The sequence below is a fragment of the Pandoraea sp. XJJ-1 genome (assembly GCF_026802345.1).
GTDB classification, from domain to species: Bacteria; Pseudomonadota; Gammaproteobacteria; order Burkholderiales; family Burkholderiaceae; genus Pandoraea; species Pandoraea cepalis.
Window position 1 is genome coordinate 3,643,817 of sequence record NZ_CP113827.1, and the last position, 13,460, is coordinate 3,657,276.

Here is a 13,460-nt window from a genome sequence, read left to right on the forward strand (position 1 = left end):
CCAGATTGACCAGCCGAACGCGGATGCCAATCGAATAGGCTTCAAACATGGGAAAGATTCTCTATCGGATGCAGGAATGGGCCGCTGATCGGTTCAGCTTCGTCCAATACCCAAAGGTCCGCCGTGAACGCGCGGACCGAGTTTCGGGCTCGTGGGCGGGGTCGCTGTTGAAGTGGCTCGTCTTCGCGATTCTGATGTGGTGGCTTTGGGCGCCGGTTCTGCTGGTCGTGGCCTTCTTAGTGCTCGCAAGCTTCGGCAATCAACCCTCGTAGGTCTTCGCCAGCACGCCCGCCATTACGTCGCCGCCCAGCAGCCCGCTCACAGCAGCGCCGGCGACAATTCGCTCGATTTCCTTTCTCGATTCAACGGCCGCCGGGCCAAGCACCGGCCGCGGCGGGATCTTATCCGTGCCGAGTTCCTGCCAGGCCATTCGGTCATCGGGCGATCCGATAATCGCTTCAAGATGCGAAACCTGATGTTCGACCGAGTCGCGCAGGCTGCCAGAGCGCAACAGCGGGTCATCTGGGGTGAACCCGCTCGCAACTCGTTCTGCTTTCGTCGACTCTGCAAGGGGCGCCCATGCGGGGAACGGGCCAACGCCGGATTGATAATCACCGAATTTGGCTTCAGCACGCTTTTCGATCACGACCGCGACCTTCTTCAGGCCTTGATGCAGACTGCGGTCGACGACGGTGGCCATCGCACCGAGATGAGCCGCGAACGACGCCAGATCACCGAATTCCTTCATCACGACCTCGGCTGCTCGAATTCCATCGTCCGGAAGTTGAAAACGTGCCCTTCCATCTCGCTGAAGATGATGGACCAGCCAGCGCGCGTGGCGTCGTCGACGCTAAAAGCGACGTCGAAGGGCACGCCGTTCTTGACGAGCCAGAGTGCCTCGCGGATCGGCGTGGCCCTGACTATTTTTTTAGCGCTTCGCGGTCCGCCTCCGGATCCTGGCGCGCGAAGTGCGCCTGTACGCCAAGCATGACGGCTTCGACGCCAGCATCATCCAAGCGTTGAATCAGTGCCTCCACCTCGCTCTTCGTGCGCAATGGTGGCACCGCGTCGCCATTGATCGCGCCGACGAAAAGCAGCGGCATGACCATGCCCATGTAGGCCTCGTTCTTCGCCGAGTCCCCGAGAGCCTCGATGAGCCGATATTGCGCGAGGATGCCGGGCTTGCGCAGGAGCAGCGTGCGCCCCGTCGCGTCCTGCACCGAGTGTTCGGCAACGGCTGCCCGCACGACCTCGTCGCTCGGGGTCCCCGTATTCACAGTGAGCTTCGTCATATCAAGACACCTTGACGCGGCGCGACGCCACGAACGAGACCTTCTGTTTCACGGTATCGTCGCCCGACCAGTCACCTGCGTCGTCGTACTTCAGCAGCACCCCGAGAAAGCGATACTGCGACACCGCACCCGACACTTCGGTAACGGTTTCCGTGATCGTGCCGCCCTGCTCATCGACGCCCGCGTAGTAGTTGTCTTCGGACTGGGCGAAGAAGTCGTCGAGTTCGGGGCCCTGCCGCTCGATGTCGAACGTGCCGGACCACCCGTCCGGGAAGCGCACATGGCGCGTGATGCCGTCCAGGCCCTTCACCTTCTTGTCGGTGATGTCCTGCTTGGCAGTGAACTTGGTGATCAGGCCGAAATTCAGCGGGCCGGTCGACGTGTTGATATCGACCGACACGTCGCGGCCTACGTTGAAGCCATTCACGGGCATGGCGTGCTCCGAAATGAAAAAGGCCCGCGCGCGGCAGGCCAGAAAGCGAAAACCCGGCGCGAGGCCGGGTCAGTGTGTAAGCAGGGACGGTTGCAATTGAGCGTTCAACCGGTCACGCTCGGCGTCAAACCGGGGGATTTCACGGCGTCGCTCGAGCATGAGGCGGGACCCGAAGGACGCACGCACCTTCGACTCAACTTCCTTCGCGATGAGCGCGTGCATCTGCTGCCACAGCGTCTGCTCGCGGCGCCCCAGCTCGTCTTGCATCCGATAGAACTCGCGAATGAGGCCAACCTTAAAATCAACGACGCGCTCGGTATTGCGCATCAAAGAGATCAATAGCGCGGCCTGGTGTTCGTTGAGCAGCGCCACTTCGCGAGATTGCGTCCCGCCACGCGTCGCAAAGGATTGGATTTCAAATCCGACCCTTCCTAGGCTGTCGAGGGCTGTGGCATGGCGTCGAACCAGTTTAATCACGCTGGCGTGAGGCTGCCCCAAGCCTGAGGCGATCACCACAGTCGATGCGCGCGGTTCGCCGTCCACCGCAGTAACGAGCGGCGAAAGGAAATCATTCATGAATATCACCTGCGGATGCCTGGGAAATGAGGTGTGCGGCGGCGGGCGCGCCCAGGACGCGCGCTTTTCGGTCGGCCTGACCTATCCGCCACACGTGACGCCTTACGCCGGCTGCGTGCTCTGGCGCGTTACGGTGACCGATTGGCCGCCTTCAAGGTTGACGATGAATTTCTCGACGACGCCCAGGTATCGGACCTTCACGTCGGCCTGCAGGTACCCGAGCGCGATGCGATTCGGCGTGTTGTTCTTGCTGTCGCACTGCACCGAGTAGTCGTCGATCATCCCGATCTTGTCGCCGTCGCCCTTCATGCTTTCGAGCCACGAACTGATGGTCGATCCGGCCTGCCGCTTCAGGGGGTCGTTATCGCGAGTCGACTGCAACTTACCGACAAAAATGCCCATGGCGCTGTTCAGCGTGTAGGCAAGATAGTTCGTCATCCGCGTGTAGTTGTCGCCGTTGACGACCGGATTGCTGCTCGCGTTGTGCCCGATCCGCGCGCCGAACGAGTTGCCGGCCGGAATGGGATTGGTGATGACGTCGATACCGGCCTGCGCGAGCGCTTGTAGTTCAGCGCTCGAATAGACCTGGTTCTGCATCGACTTCTGCGTGCCGACGATGCCATACAGCGGCTTGTTCAGACTCGACTGTTCGGGGGACAAGTTGGCAAGTCGCCCCGCGCTCAAGCCTTGCGGCGATACCAGGCGCGTGACGTTGTTGGCCGTGTCCTGCCAGTAGATCCAGTCGCCGAAGAGCGGCTTGATCGCGTACGAGTCGATGCCAGCAGACGCTTTCGTCGACACAGCGTTCGAAATCGTGTCGCCGGCCGGGCCGACGGCGATCATGTAGATGCCTTCGGACAGGCCGAATGCCACTTGGGTCGTCCAACTGGTCGTGTCGTCGCAGTCCGCCAGCAGCGCCACGCTGGCAAACGTGTTGCGAAGCGCATACATGCCCTTACGCGGCGTCGTATCCACGCCGAGCAGCGTCGCGCTCGTGATCGTGGCGGCGCCATCGGTACCGCCTGTGAGGGTGGTCGAACCAGCCGTAGGCGCAGTCGCGCCGGTTCCCGCCGTTGCCACAATGAACTGCGAAGGCCCGCGCAGGCCGGATTGCCCCGAATTGATCGCCGCTGCGATGTTCGCCCACAGGGCTGCGCCGGTTCCGGTGATGTTGTCGAACACCTCGGGCACCTGGCCGGGCATCGCCACGACAGCGCGCCACGAGTTCGCCGACGATCCGGTCCCCAGCGTAACCACAAGGCTATTACCCAGCGATCCGGTGTATTTGGCCGTGAAGGTGATGTCGGTCGGGGACGTACCGAGCACCGCGCTGGCGGCGACGTCCGTGCCATCGGTCACGCGTACGCAACGGAAGTTGTTGGCGCCCTGCAAGACGGCGAGTGCGACCTGCGTGCCCATGTCGTACTTCCGGGCCATTACAGCGCCAAAGTTCTGCGCATAGCCGGGCATGTCGCCGACAATGGTGGGCGAGTTCACCGGCCCCCATTGCGCCGTCCCGACGACACCGAGGATGTTGGTCGGCAGGCCGTTGATGAGCGTGTTGCGCGGCGACAGGATCTGGACATAGACGTCCGGGACGATCAGCGCGGTGGTATTCAGCGCGCCTTCTTGAAAAACCGGCATGAGTGCCTCCGGAAACGAAAAAACCGCCCGGAGGCGGCTTGAGAATGCGGGTGATCGAGCGGCTTACTTGCTGCTCTTCGGCTTGGCGGTGCTGGCTTCTTCGGTCGCCGCGACCTTCACGACACAAGCGGCCTGTTCCGAGTCGAGTACCGCCGCCACCTTGTCGACGTCGGTGATTCGGTCGCCCTTCTGGTATTCGCCGAAGGCGTGCAAAACAACGAGGTTCATGAGTGCCTCACGAAGTGGGGATTCCCAGCGTGTCGATGCCGCCGACGACGAACGCCTGCGGGGCGACGACGCCGAAAGCGTTGTCAATCTGAGTGGTGGAATAGTCGATGCCGTAGATCACATCGCGACGGTAAATTAGCTGCTTCTGCTGAGTGTCATCCTGCCGACTGCTCTGGTAATGAAAGATCGCCTGCGAGCCGTCGGGCAGCGTCGCGCGCACGAGCGGCCCGAGCGCCTGATCGATTGCCATACCTAGCCGGTCGCGGACATCGAAGCAATTACCCCAGGCCGTGATCTGAAAGCCTTTCCGCTGGCGGCGCAGTTCGCGAATGATCGTGCCAGCGGTGCCGACACGCGCCTCGATCAAGTGCGCGCCGGGCACGGTAAATCCGGTGCCTGACGACGTTGCCGGCTGGTCCGCGCTGATCATCGTGGCGAGAGCGGTCGCTATCCCCGACAAAGTGTCGGTCGCCTGCACGCCGTAGACGAAGGGCTTGCCATCGACAACCGCCGCGACGTTCTGCGATGCCGCCACGGTGCCGCCCAGCGTCGCGGTGACGTCGCTCACCGCGACGGTGACAGTCGGCGCCGCGATGGACTGTACTTCCCACTCACGAACAGTCGAGCGCAAAACGGTTTCGGTCGGCAGCGGGTAGACGGACACATACCCGATGTTGTTGGCGAAGTCTTCGCGCATCGCCTCGGGCTGTGGCCACCCGGCAAAGACCTTGACGGCGCACCCGGCGATGGGCGAGATTGGATTCGCTGTGCCGTTCGGGTACAGGTAGGCCGCGACCTGCGCAACAAGCAGGTTGCTGACGTCTGAGAGGTCGGCCATTACGCGTGAAGTTCCGTGGTTGTCAGGCGCCAGCCCATGTCCGTAAGCTCGGCGCCCTGCACGACGTACCGTCGACCGAGGCTACACGAGACGGTGTCGGACGCCTGAATGATGACCGACTGCGGTACCGACTTCGGCAACAGGATGCGCCAGCCGATTTGCTGGGACGACGAAGGCAAGCCGCTGATGGACTTCTCGCGCTGCCCGAACAGCAGAATGGACGCCGGCCAGCCCGCGCCCGTCGCGTCCCCGATCAGGTAATTGTCACCCGCGGCGCCCGGCTCGCCGCAGGGGCCGCCGTAGCCGACCGCCCCCACACCCGCAGGTGTCGCCACGCGGGACACGCGCACTGTGACGTTGCACTCGACGCACTGAATGGGCAGGTGCAACTGCTGACTGGCGATGAAGAATGTCCCACCCGCGCCGACGAGATAGTCGCCGGCCTGGGTCAGCCTGCCGTCGAACAAGCCGTACCAGACAGGGTTACCGTACCGATTCGGCTTGCCGTAGGTCATGTCCTCGGCGTTGAGCGCCGCAAGCAGAGTGCCCTGCTGCACTGCCAAGGGGTTCGCAGCGGAAGCGGGTCGATACTGCGCATATGTCAGCCCCAGGCGCTTGGCGGCCTGAGCGTAGCCGGCGTAGATGCGGTTTTGAAGGGTGGTTGCGTCCATCGTGTACCGTCAGGCGCGGCCGAGCGAGATCGTCGAACCGCCCGGGCCAAGCATCGGGCCGGGCGCGAAGCCGACGAAGGCGCACAATCGGCGCCGCCACTCGTCGAACAGCGCCAGGCGATCCCGCATCTCGTTGGGGTTGTGCTTCCAGACAGCCGCCTGCTGCGTATCAAGGTTGTCGCCGGTCGCAGGAACCGCAACCTCCAACGTGTAAAGCGACGTCAGGTAGGTGTTCACCATCACAGCTTCTTCGCTCGCCGACAGCGTCGTCAACCGCTGATGCAGCGACATGACCACCATCCCGAAGCGCCCGTAGACGATGTCCTGATCGTTCGTGATCGGCATGGTCGTGCCCGCGAGCGGGTAGCCCATGAACCGGCGAACATCAGTCAGTTGCGCGTCGGTGAGCATGGTTTAGCCTTCGCTGGCCTTGTTGAGCAGTGTCTGCAGGTCCGCCTTCTTCGCGCCGTCCGGAATGGCGATGCCCTTCTCGGTGAGCGCTGCTTTCAACTGCTCGACGTTGAGCGCCTTGGCGGTCGGTTCCTTTTTCGCGCCGTCCTCGTCGAAAAGCTCGTGCTCGTCGGTGAGGTCCGTCTTGTTGATCACGATGTAGCCGTGCGGGTTGTCGTCGGACACAGGCGAGACGACTTTGACGGTTTCGAGTTGCATGGTCACTCCAGTGTGGGCCGGGGCCGCGGCAAGCGCCGCTTGCCCCGGTCAATTGCGGAACGCGTCGCGCGGGATTACCCGAGCAGCGCGGCGATGTGGTTCTGCTTGATGGCCTGCGTGCCCCATGCCAAGCGCACGTGGTAGACCAGTTGCATGAACTGGCGGTAGACGGCCACGTCAAACGTGATCCCAGTGACCGGGTCGGTCACCTGGATGACGTCGTCCGCCATGTCCATCGCCTTACCGTCCGGGCCAACCGGCATTGCGGGGGCACGGGTGATCAGTTGGATCGCCGAGCGGCTGAAAGCGAGGTTCGACGTCGCCGTCGCGCCCACAGTGACGGCGGTAGCCGACGCCGGGATAGCTTGCAGCAGGCCCGGGCCCGCGATCGTGACCACGCCGGGGGCCGTCACGCCGCTTGCCACAACGTACTTGTTCGCGTCGCCCGCGAAGGTCACCGTGTCGCCGTTCAGCACCGTGCCGGTGCCGGTGATCAGGTTGATCTGGGTGGCGCCGACGGCATAGCCGGCCGTGTCGGTGGTATAACTCGCCCCGGTGCCCTTCGCGATCGGCTTAATGGCCGCCGAGTTGCGGATGGCCATGCCTTCCAGCTCGCCGATCATGCCCCGGCGCAGCAGTTCGTCGGTGCCGGATTCGTTCACCTTGAACAGGACGTTTTGCTTACCGCGCAGGTTGGCGATCGCCGACGACCCGAGGGCCAGTTGCAGATCGATCTGCGGCGCGCCGTTGTCGTCGAGGATCTTGCGCACCTGGGCGATGTCCGACAGGTCACCGGCGGTGCCGAACGGGGCCGTACCAGGCGTACCGTAGGCACGAGATGCGTTCTGATATGCAGTCGTGGCGAGATCGACCTCGACCGCGTTGCCGAGAGTGCGGAAAGCTTGCGCGAACTGATTCATCAGCACGCCAGCGTAGGTGCCGGCGTTGTTCATGCCCTTCTGCTCTTCACCATTCCAGCGAATCGGTACATGCTTCGACTTGCTGATGGTCATCTGCACGTTGCCGATGTTCGAATCGCCGGAGTTCGGGGCAGTAACGGCCGGCGTGTTGTCTTCCAGCTGACCAGGCGGGGCGATCGGGATCGTGATCAACTCGTTGAGCGCCGCTCGACCGCCGGAACTGTTCCGCGAAACGGCGGGAATCATACCGATCAGCTCGCGCGAGACGACGTCCAGCGCCTCATAGATCGTGGGGATGAGGCCAGTGAGGGTGTTTGCCCCGAGAACCATGCCACCGCCCTTGACGGGGAAGGCGGCAGCGCCTCCCATGAACTCGAACAGCTTGGAAGCGACCTTTGCCATGGTCGCCATCGGGTAGACCACGACTGCAATTGCGATCGTGGCCAGCGCCGTGCGGCGCAGGGTGGAAAGGAAACGCTTCATGTGTATGAGCCTCTTCAAACGAAAACGGCCGCCCTGGGCGGCCTTCAGTTGGGATTCGGACCGATCAGTCCGTGATCGTCACGTTCGCGTCGCGCGCGGCGGCTGCCTGCTCGGCCGCCCCCATGCCCTCGAACTGAGAACGCGTGATCGTGCGTTTGCCACTGCCGCCACCGTTGCCGCCGCCACTCGCACCGCCGCCGCTTGCACCCGAACCCTTCAGGATGCTGTCCCGCTGTGGATGGGCATCGATCAGGATCGAGAGTGCTTCTTCGAAATCGGCAGGTTCACCGTGGCGGGTGCGGCTGAATAGCTGATTGCCGCTCGCGTCCTTCGCCACAATCTTCCCGTCCTCGATGGCGAAGTGCTTACCGAACGACGCCTGAACGAAGTCCGCCGGGATGGCGACCTTCTCGCCGATGAATTTCGAGCGCGCGAAAGCACCCCCGATCTTCTCGTCGAAAAGCGCCGTCTTCAGCGAGTCTCGCTCTTTGACGACGGGTTCAAACTCGGCGCGAACGGATGCGATCGCCTGGTCCTTCACCTTCTGGACTTCGCCGGCGTCCACCAGCCTCTTGTCGTTCAGGTTCTTGACCGTTTCCAGCGCGGCGATAGCAGCAGCGGGATCACCAATGCCCTCAAACGCCTTCAGAGTGCCTTCCGCCTTCTCGGCTCGCTCGCGGTGGCTTTTGGCCTCGCCGTTGAGCCGTGAAATGTTCCCGACCGTTGCGTCAGCGTCGAACGGCGCTTCACCGCCGCTAGCGTTGACGAAGACAGGCAGCTTCTGGCCGTTGACTTCCTGCGTGACGATGTTTCCTTCAGCGTCGTACTTGAATGGCATGGTGGCTTTCCTCGGGCATCCGCCCTCAATTCAATGCGGCATCCGCCGCGGTGCGCCAGTCGGCGTCCGCCGGACAGGCAATGAAAAAGGCCCCGGGCGCGATGCCAGGGGCCTTCGGTAAATCGTGTGACACGCGCCCGCTCAGTCTTGGATCACTGGTGCGCCAGGGCGCTTGAGGTTGGCGGCAATGCGGGTCTTCTCGGCGTTCCAGTCCAATTCCGGGCTGATCACGCCGCGCCGCTGCGCCTCTCGGAACAGCGATTCATCAGAGAACGTGCCATCAATGTTCATGTCGCGCAGCAGCTCGAGCGATGCCTGCGCGAGGGTTGCTGCACCGAATTCCTTATAGATCGTGACGTGGCCGCCCTGTGCCTCACCGACCCATTCAGCCATCAACTGAAGCGCCGCGTCGATCGCGTCTTCTTCGTCGTGCGCGATGCGCTGCAAGGCACACATGCCCTGCTCGTTGTCCGCGAGCGTCTGGACCTCGGTCACGTTGCCAGGCTTGATGACCAGCAATTCGGCGCCAGCCTGGCGCATCCGGTCTTCGAGATCCAGCAGCGAGAGCCGACCGGCCTCGATGGCCTTCCCGGTGTGCTCGACGAACTTCAGGTCGGCGTCGGCTGAGTCGGCCTTGATTGCCGTGGAAGCACCGACCACGATCTGCGCGTCGCCAAGGTTCTTGCCGAAAAGAATCGGAACGCGCGCGACATGCAGAATGGTCTGCTGGTCGCTCTTCGACTGCCAGTGCTCGACGTTCGCGTGTGCGAGTTCCATCAGCGGCGGCACGGCGGTCATAAAACCCGTCCGCTTGCCGTACACGACGATAAAGGGTATGCGCCTCAGAGTCGTGGTGCCCGTTGTGTGGACAGCCCACACCTTGTCACCCTGCTCGTCGACCTTTTCTGTCTCGCGCCAGACTTCCCACTTCCCGATGTACAGCACGCGAACTTGCTCGATCTGCTTCTCGCCGAATGGCCCATCCTCAACCGTCACCCGCTCGAGCAGCCGCAGTTGCGTAAGCGTTTCGACCCCCTTGATACGCACCGAGCGCCACCCGAGGATGTCGCCTTTTCGGATGTGCACGAAGTACGGCCTCAGACCCGCTTTCCGCTCATCTGCGACCGTCTTGACACCCTTCTCCTTCGTCGGGTGATCGACCAGGATGCCGGCCATGCCTTCGGCGAGCACTGCGTCGGCGAGCGACGCGGCGTAGCTGTGCAGGTTGCGGCCCTGAAGGTCGACGTCCTCGCACCATTGCTTGATGCGCGATGGGATGTCGTCGCCGAGCGTTATCGGCCGCGAAAACGGCTTTGCGGCCAGCACCTCTACCGTACGCGGGAACGCGGGGAAAAGCGTCGCAGTGCTCAAGCGTGCGTCATAAGCGTTGTCCGCCTCGTTCGGCCACTGCGGCAGATACTTCTTGGCCGCGGCGCGCATTCCACGCGTGCCGCCCATCAAGGCGGCAATCAGGGCGAGATCCTCGGCCGCGTCGGCAACTACAGCGGACGGGGTGCGAACGTTGGACATGCTGAGAGTCTCGTTATGCGGCCAGCGGTTGAACCGTGACAGTCTGTTTCACAATCGGCCAGCGCTTCACGATGAGGTAGCCGCCAGCATCGTTCGGGTGGTCAAAGCCAGCGGTCTTGTCTGGCTGCCCCTTCTCGTCCCAAACCTGTCGCTCAAGCGCCTGCGTATATTTTGGGCACTTCTTCGTGTTGACGAGCAATCTGCGCTCGCCGTAGGTGTTACAAAGCATCGCGTTCATGCTGTTGATACGGTCTTTGACGGCAGGGTTGGTAGCATTTACAACGACGGTGAATCCCGCCTTCTTCAGCAGCGCGATATCAGACTGACTGGCGTTGCTCGTCTTGCGGTTGTCACCCGACGCATCTGGGTAGACCACGATCCTGTGCCCGGCGTATCGCTGCGCGATTTTCTCGATGATCGCCGGCGTATCGAATACGTCTACCAGTTCGTCTACAGCGCGAGGCAGATCCCCACGAACGACGTGGACGATTCCGGCCATCTTGCCGACGTTGAAATCCATGCCGATGTGTAACTCGTCGCCGGGGCGAATCGTCTCGTCCGTATGATTCAGGCGGCGATCGAAGCAGTAGTAAATGACGCCTTGGTAGTTCTCGAAGCTGGCTTCGTATTCCTGACGGAACGTGCGCAGATCCATGCTGCGCCGGGCTGCGTCAATTTCCTCGGGTGGCACGTTTCCGCCCTGCACCGACGTGTAGGACCAACTCTTGTGATCCGGCTCGCGTCCCTGACCAGCGAGGTACGTGTCATAACAGTGATTGAAGCCCTTGGGCGTCCCGATGCGCAAGGCATGACCGCCGCGACGCTCGATGCCATCCACGTAATAGCGGCAAGTCGAAAGCATGGGCCGCAGGACTTCTTCCCAAGCCTCATACGGGCAATCTGCCCACTCGTCGACCAGAACGAAGAACAGGCCCGAGCCTCGGAGGTTGTCGTAGGCGTCGAGTCCGACGACCCGAATCACATGGCCCGACGTCAGCGTGATGTAACACTCGGTCTCATTCGGCTTGCCAAACCGCCAGCCCGGCGGGATCGCCTTTTTCAGCCGACGCCAGAAAACTCGCTTCGCCTGCTTGAACGTTGGCGCGGCGTACCAGATTTCATCGTCTGTCGAGACGTTCCACTTCACGGCCAGCTTGGCCGCTCGTCGCATTTCCTTCGCACCAAGGAACGTCTTGCCAAAACGACGGCCGCAAACCGCGTCACGGAAGCGCGCCTCTGGCTGCCAGCCCCACGCAAAGATGTTTGCCTGCTTGGGCGTGAGCGCGACGTTAGACGACTGGATTTTCGGGGATCGGCTCATCAGGTTTAAGAATGACCGTATCATCTCGCGTCAGGTCATCGTCACCGCCCGGCGGCGCGTCCTTCATGAGTTCAGCACGAGTACGCTCAAGTGATTCGATGCGAGCGGTCAAGCGATCGATGATGCCCACGTAATCACGGCGCTTTGTGTGCAATTCGGCTGCGGCGACCTGCGGGCCACCTCCCTGACGCTTCACTGCGGAATCGACCTCGAGCGTTCCGCCTTTTTCCTGCTCCTGACCCAGTGCGCGTGCCAGGCGGATGCGAGTCAGCCGCAATTCGTCATCAACGCGGCCCAGCTCGATCTGATCGAACTGAGCTTGTTCTTCCGGCGTGAGGTATTTGCTGTATAGCGAACCCGGCTTGGCCGCGTTCTGGTTTGTCTGGGGCGTTTTCCCGCCATGCATCCGGCACCGCCCGTTGGCCATGGCCCCGTTCTTACAGGTCGCGCCCGAGCGGGTTTTCGCCCCGCACAGTCGAGCCATCGGGGCCTCCTATCGACGAGCCCCCGGCCCGTCTTGCATGGGGTGTTATTTCAGAACCGCTGGGGACAGCCCCAGATCACTCATCCGGATCGGGAAATTGAACGTCCGTCATGTCTACCTCACCGCAGGCAGCGACAGCCTTCTTCCAGTCGCCCTTCACGAACACCAGCACGTTCTGGTGCACCTTGCCGAGCTTGCGACTGCTGGCGAACTGCTTGCCCGCGCGGATAGGCGCGCTGCCCAATGCAGTGAGCAAGATCGCCTCGTTGTAGAGGGTCAGCCCGGCGTCGAGGAAGGCGGCAATCGTGTCGGACACGAAATTGCGATACGCGCCGCTGCGCGCCCGCACGTCGCCCACCACAAAGCAGGCGAATCGGTCGGGCTTCAGCAGCGTCGCCGCGCCCGCGACGATTTCGCGGTACGCCGCAAGGAATTCGGGGTACTTCATCGTGGACAGGTCTTCCGGCCTGTCCGAATAGCGCTCGAGGTCCGCGTAGGGCGGGCACGAGAACAGGCAGTCGGCGGCGACGTCCTTCAGTGCTTTGCCGATGTGGCGGCTGTCGCCCACCTGCCACGCTGGCGCCGGATCGTCCGGCGCAATCAGGTGAAGCTGCTCGCGGTTGGCGGCCACCTGCTCGTCGCGCAGTTCCATGCCGACGTACCGCCGTCCGAGGCGCGCGGCGACGATGCCGCGCACGCTGCCGCCGGCGAAGGGGTCGAGCACTGTGCCACCGTCCGGACAGAACCAGCGATAGGTCAGCTCACACAGCACCGGGTCGAACACGCTGGTGCGATGCTGCGCCGGGGCGCCGCGTGCCGCTTTCTGCGTCTCGCTGGCATCGCCGTATGCTGGTGCGTCGCGCCCTACCTCAGACTGGATGCCCAGCGCCAGCCATGCGTCTTTGCGGTCTTGCCACGCCGCCGCGCGGGCATCGAGCGTGCTGAACGGCGGCACCATGAATCGTTCGGCCAGCGACCCTTCGCCGCCCGGCCCGGGCTCGCCGGGTTCGGCGAATAGTTCGCGCAGCTCAGCATCGCTGAAGCCGATCACCGACAGGTCAAAGCCGTCGTCCTTCAGGTCGGTCAGTTCCGCCGCGAGCAGGTCCGCGTCCCAACCGGCGTTTTCGGCCAGCTTGTTGTCTGCAAGGATGTACGCACGCCGCTGCGCCGCGTCGAGGTGCGACAGGTCGACCGTCGGCACTTCGAATGGCTTCGGGCACATGGCGATGTTCTCGCCCGATTCCCACATTCCAACAGCCGCCTCAATGCGGCCGTGTCCGGCGAGGATCCCGCCGTGGGCGATCAGGACGGAATTCGTCCAGCCGAACTCAGCAAGCGACTCACGGATCTGCTGGATCTGCGCCGCGCTGTGCGTGCGGGCGTTGTTCTCGTACGCGGCCAGCTCATCCGTCGACCGGTAGACGATCGCGAGTTGAGCAGGCTTTTTCATAGACGGGAAAAATAGGGGTGATGCTGAAATCGGTACATCCACGCGCCCCCACCGCTCGTTTCCCCGCAGGAGGTACGGGTGGC

Annotated in this window: 17 protein-coding genes; 1 reads left to right on the forward strand and 16 read right to left on the reverse strand. The window is 62.9% G+C overall.

Translation table 11 applies throughout. The annotated features are described in order from the left end of the window. Positions 1–47: 47 nt before the first annotated feature. Positions 48–272 carry a hypothetical protein gene (locus tag OYT13_RS16680; protein WP_268566649.1) on the forward strand — a complete coding sequence of 75 codons (225 nt, stop codon included), beginning with the start codon at positions 48–50 and terminating at the stop codon, positions 270–272. Here OYT13_RS16680 and OYT13_RS16685 read toward each other — a convergent pair. The 16 genes from OYT13_RS16685 to OYT13_RS16760 all read right to left on the reverse strand — a co-directional run bounded on the left by OYT13_RS16685 (position 260) and on the right by OYT13_RS16760 (position 13,419). Continuing rightward, complete coding sequence (locus tag OYT13_RS16685) at positions 260–748, reverse strand: hypothetical protein (protein ID WP_268566650.1); 489 nt, start codon at positions 746–748, stop codon at positions 260–262. The genes OYT13_RS16680 and OYT13_RS16685 overlap by 13 nt on opposite strands. A gap of 172 nt (positions 749–920) precedes the next feature. After that, positions 921–1,292 carry a hypothetical protein gene (locus OYT13_RS16690; protein WP_268566651.1) on the reverse strand — a complete coding sequence of 124 codons (372 nt, stop codon included), beginning with the start codon at positions 1,290–1,292 and terminating at the stop codon, positions 921–923. A 1-nt stretch (position 1,293) separates the two neighbouring features. Continuing rightward, positions 1,294–1,725, reverse strand: coding sequence for a hypothetical protein (locus OYT13_RS16695; RefSeq protein WP_094068753.1), 432 nt, complete (start codon positions 1,723–1,725; stop codon positions 1,294–1,296). Between the two features lie 69 nt (positions 1,726–1,794). Continuing rightward, entirely contained in the window at positions 1,795–2,301 is a 507-nt protein-coding gene (locus OYT13_RS16700; RefSeq protein ID WP_268566652.1) for a Rha family transcriptional regulator, read from the reverse strand. 102 nt (positions 2,302–2,403) lie between these two features. Then, complete coding sequence (locus tag OYT13_RS16705; protein ID WP_268566653.1) at positions 2,404–3,945, reverse strand: phage tail protein; 1,542 nt, start codon at positions 3,943–3,945, stop codon at positions 2,404–2,406. Positions 3,946–4,008: 63 nt separating this feature from the next. Further along, positions 4,009–4,173, reverse strand: coding sequence for a hypothetical protein (locus tag OYT13_RS16710; protein WP_268566654.1), 165 nt, complete (start codon positions 4,171–4,173; stop codon positions 4,009–4,011). A gap of 7 nt (positions 4,174–4,180) precedes the next feature. Beyond that, on the reverse strand, positions 4,181–4,870 hold the full coding sequence (locus tag OYT13_RS16715; RefSeq protein ID WP_268566655.1) for a hypothetical protein: 690 nt from the start codon (positions 4,868–4,870) through the stop codon (positions 4,181–4,183). 140 nt (positions 4,871–5,010) lie between these two features. Further along, entirely contained in the window at positions 5,011–5,682 is a 672-nt protein-coding gene (locus OYT13_RS16720) for a hypothetical protein (protein WP_268566656.1), read from the reverse strand. Positions 5,683–5,691: 9 nt separating this feature from the next. Next, entirely contained in the window at positions 5,692–6,093 is a 402-nt protein-coding gene (locus OYT13_RS16725; RefSeq protein ID WP_268566657.1) for a hypothetical protein, read from the reverse strand. A 3-nt stretch (positions 6,094–6,096) separates the two neighbouring features. After that, entirely contained in the window at positions 6,097–6,351 is a 255-nt protein-coding gene (locus OYT13_RS16730; protein WP_268566658.1) for a HeH/LEM domain-containing protein, read from the reverse strand. A gap of 74 nt (positions 6,352–6,425) precedes the next feature. After that, on the reverse strand, positions 6,426–7,754 hold the full coding sequence (locus OYT13_RS16735) for a P22 phage major capsid protein family protein (protein ID WP_268566659.1): 1,329 nt from the start codon (positions 7,752–7,754) through the stop codon (positions 6,426–6,428). 64 nt (positions 7,755–7,818) lie between these two features. Next, positions 7,819–8,592, reverse strand: a complete 774-nt coding sequence (locus OYT13_RS16740) for a DUF6651 domain-containing protein (RefSeq protein ID WP_268566660.1) — start codon at positions 8,590–8,592, stop codon at positions 7,819–7,821. A 141-nt stretch (positions 8,593–8,733) separates the two neighbouring features. Then, on the reverse strand, positions 8,734–10,122 hold the full coding sequence (locus OYT13_RS16745; protein WP_268566661.1) for a DUF4055 domain-containing protein: 1,389 nt from the start codon (positions 10,120–10,122) through the stop codon (positions 8,734–8,736). 13 nt (positions 10,123–10,135) lie between these two features. After that, entirely contained in the window at positions 10,136–11,443 is a 1,308-nt protein-coding gene (locus OYT13_RS16750) for a phage terminase large subunit family protein (RefSeq protein WP_268566662.1), read from the reverse strand. Further along, a complete protein-coding gene (locus tag OYT13_RS16755) occupies positions 11,412–11,927 on the reverse strand; it encodes an HGGxSTG domain-containing protein (protein WP_268566663.1) in 516 nt (171 codons plus the stop codon). The genes OYT13_RS16750 and OYT13_RS16755 overlap by 32 nt, the downstream gene beginning before the upstream one ends. A gap of 76 nt (positions 11,928–12,003) precedes the next feature. Continuing rightward, a complete protein-coding gene (locus OYT13_RS16760) occupies positions 12,004–13,419 on the reverse strand; it encodes a site-specific DNA-methyltransferase (protein WP_268566664.1) in 1,416 nt (471 codons plus the stop codon). Positions 13,420–13,460: the final 41 nt, after the last annotated feature.

What these genes read in the sequence shown, in the direction of transcription:
- OYT13_RS16680 (WP_268566649.1), top strand. Translation starts at nt 48, where the DNA reads ATGGGAAAGATTCTCTATCGGATGCAGGAATGGGCCGCTGATCGGTTC.
- OYT13_RS16685 (WP_268566650.1), bottom strand. Translation starts at nt 748, where the DNA reads ATGAAGGAATTCGGTGATCTGGCGTCGTTCGCGGCTCATCTCGGTGCG.
- OYT13_RS16690 (WP_268566651.1), bottom strand. Translation starts at nt 1,292, where the DNA reads ATGACGAAGCTCACTGTGAATACGGGGACCCCGAGCGACGAGGTCGTG.
- OYT13_RS16695 (WP_094068753.1), bottom strand. Translation starts at nt 1,725, where the DNA reads ATGCCCGTGAATGGCTTCAACGTAGGCCGCGACGTGTCGGTCGATATC.
- OYT13_RS16700 (WP_268566652.1), bottom strand. Translation starts at nt 2,301, where the DNA reads ATGAATGATTTCCTTTCGCCGCTCGTTACTGCGGTGGACGGCGAACCG.
- OYT13_RS16705 (WP_268566653.1), bottom strand. Translation starts at nt 3,945, where the DNA reads ATGCCGGTTTTTCAAGAAGGCGCGCTGAATACCACCGCGCTGATCGTC.
- OYT13_RS16710 (WP_268566654.1), bottom strand. Translation starts at nt 4,173, where the DNA reads ATGAACCTCGTTGTTTTGCACGCCTTCGGCGAATACCAGAAGGGCGAC.
- OYT13_RS16715 (WP_268566655.1), bottom strand. Translation starts at nt 4,870, where the DNA reads ATGCGCGAAGACTTCGCCAACAACATCGGGTATGTGTCCGTCTACCCG.
- OYT13_RS16720 (WP_268566656.1), bottom strand. Translation starts at nt 5,682, where the DNA reads ATGGACGCAACCACCCTTCAAAACCGCATCTACGCCGGCTACGCTCAG.
- OYT13_RS16725 (WP_268566657.1), bottom strand. Translation starts at nt 6,093, where the DNA reads ATGCTCACCGACGCGCAACTGACTGATGTTCGCCGGTTCATGGGCTAC.
- OYT13_RS16730 (WP_268566658.1), bottom strand. Translation starts at nt 6,351, where the DNA reads ATGCAACTCGAAACCGTCAAAGTCGTCTCGCCTGTGTCCGACGACAAC.
- OYT13_RS16735 (WP_268566659.1), bottom strand. Translation starts at nt 7,754, where the DNA reads ATGAAGCGTTTCCTTTCCACCCTGCGCCGCACGGCGCTGGCCACGATC.
- OYT13_RS16740 (WP_268566660.1), bottom strand. Translation starts at nt 8,592, where the DNA reads ATGCCATTCAAGTACGACGCTGAAGGAAACATCGTCACGCAGGAAGTC.
- OYT13_RS16745 (WP_268566661.1), bottom strand. Translation starts at nt 10,122, where the DNA reads ATGTCCAACGTTCGCACCCCGTCCGCTGTAGTTGCCGACGCGGCCGAG.
- OYT13_RS16750 (WP_268566662.1), bottom strand. Translation starts at nt 11,443, where the DNA reads ATGAGCCGATCCCCGAAAATCCAGTCGTCTAACGTCGCGCTCACGCCC.
- OYT13_RS16755 (WP_268566663.1), bottom strand. Translation starts at nt 11,927, where the DNA reads ATGGCTCGACTGTGCGGGGCGAAAACCCGCTCGGGCGCGACCTGTAAG.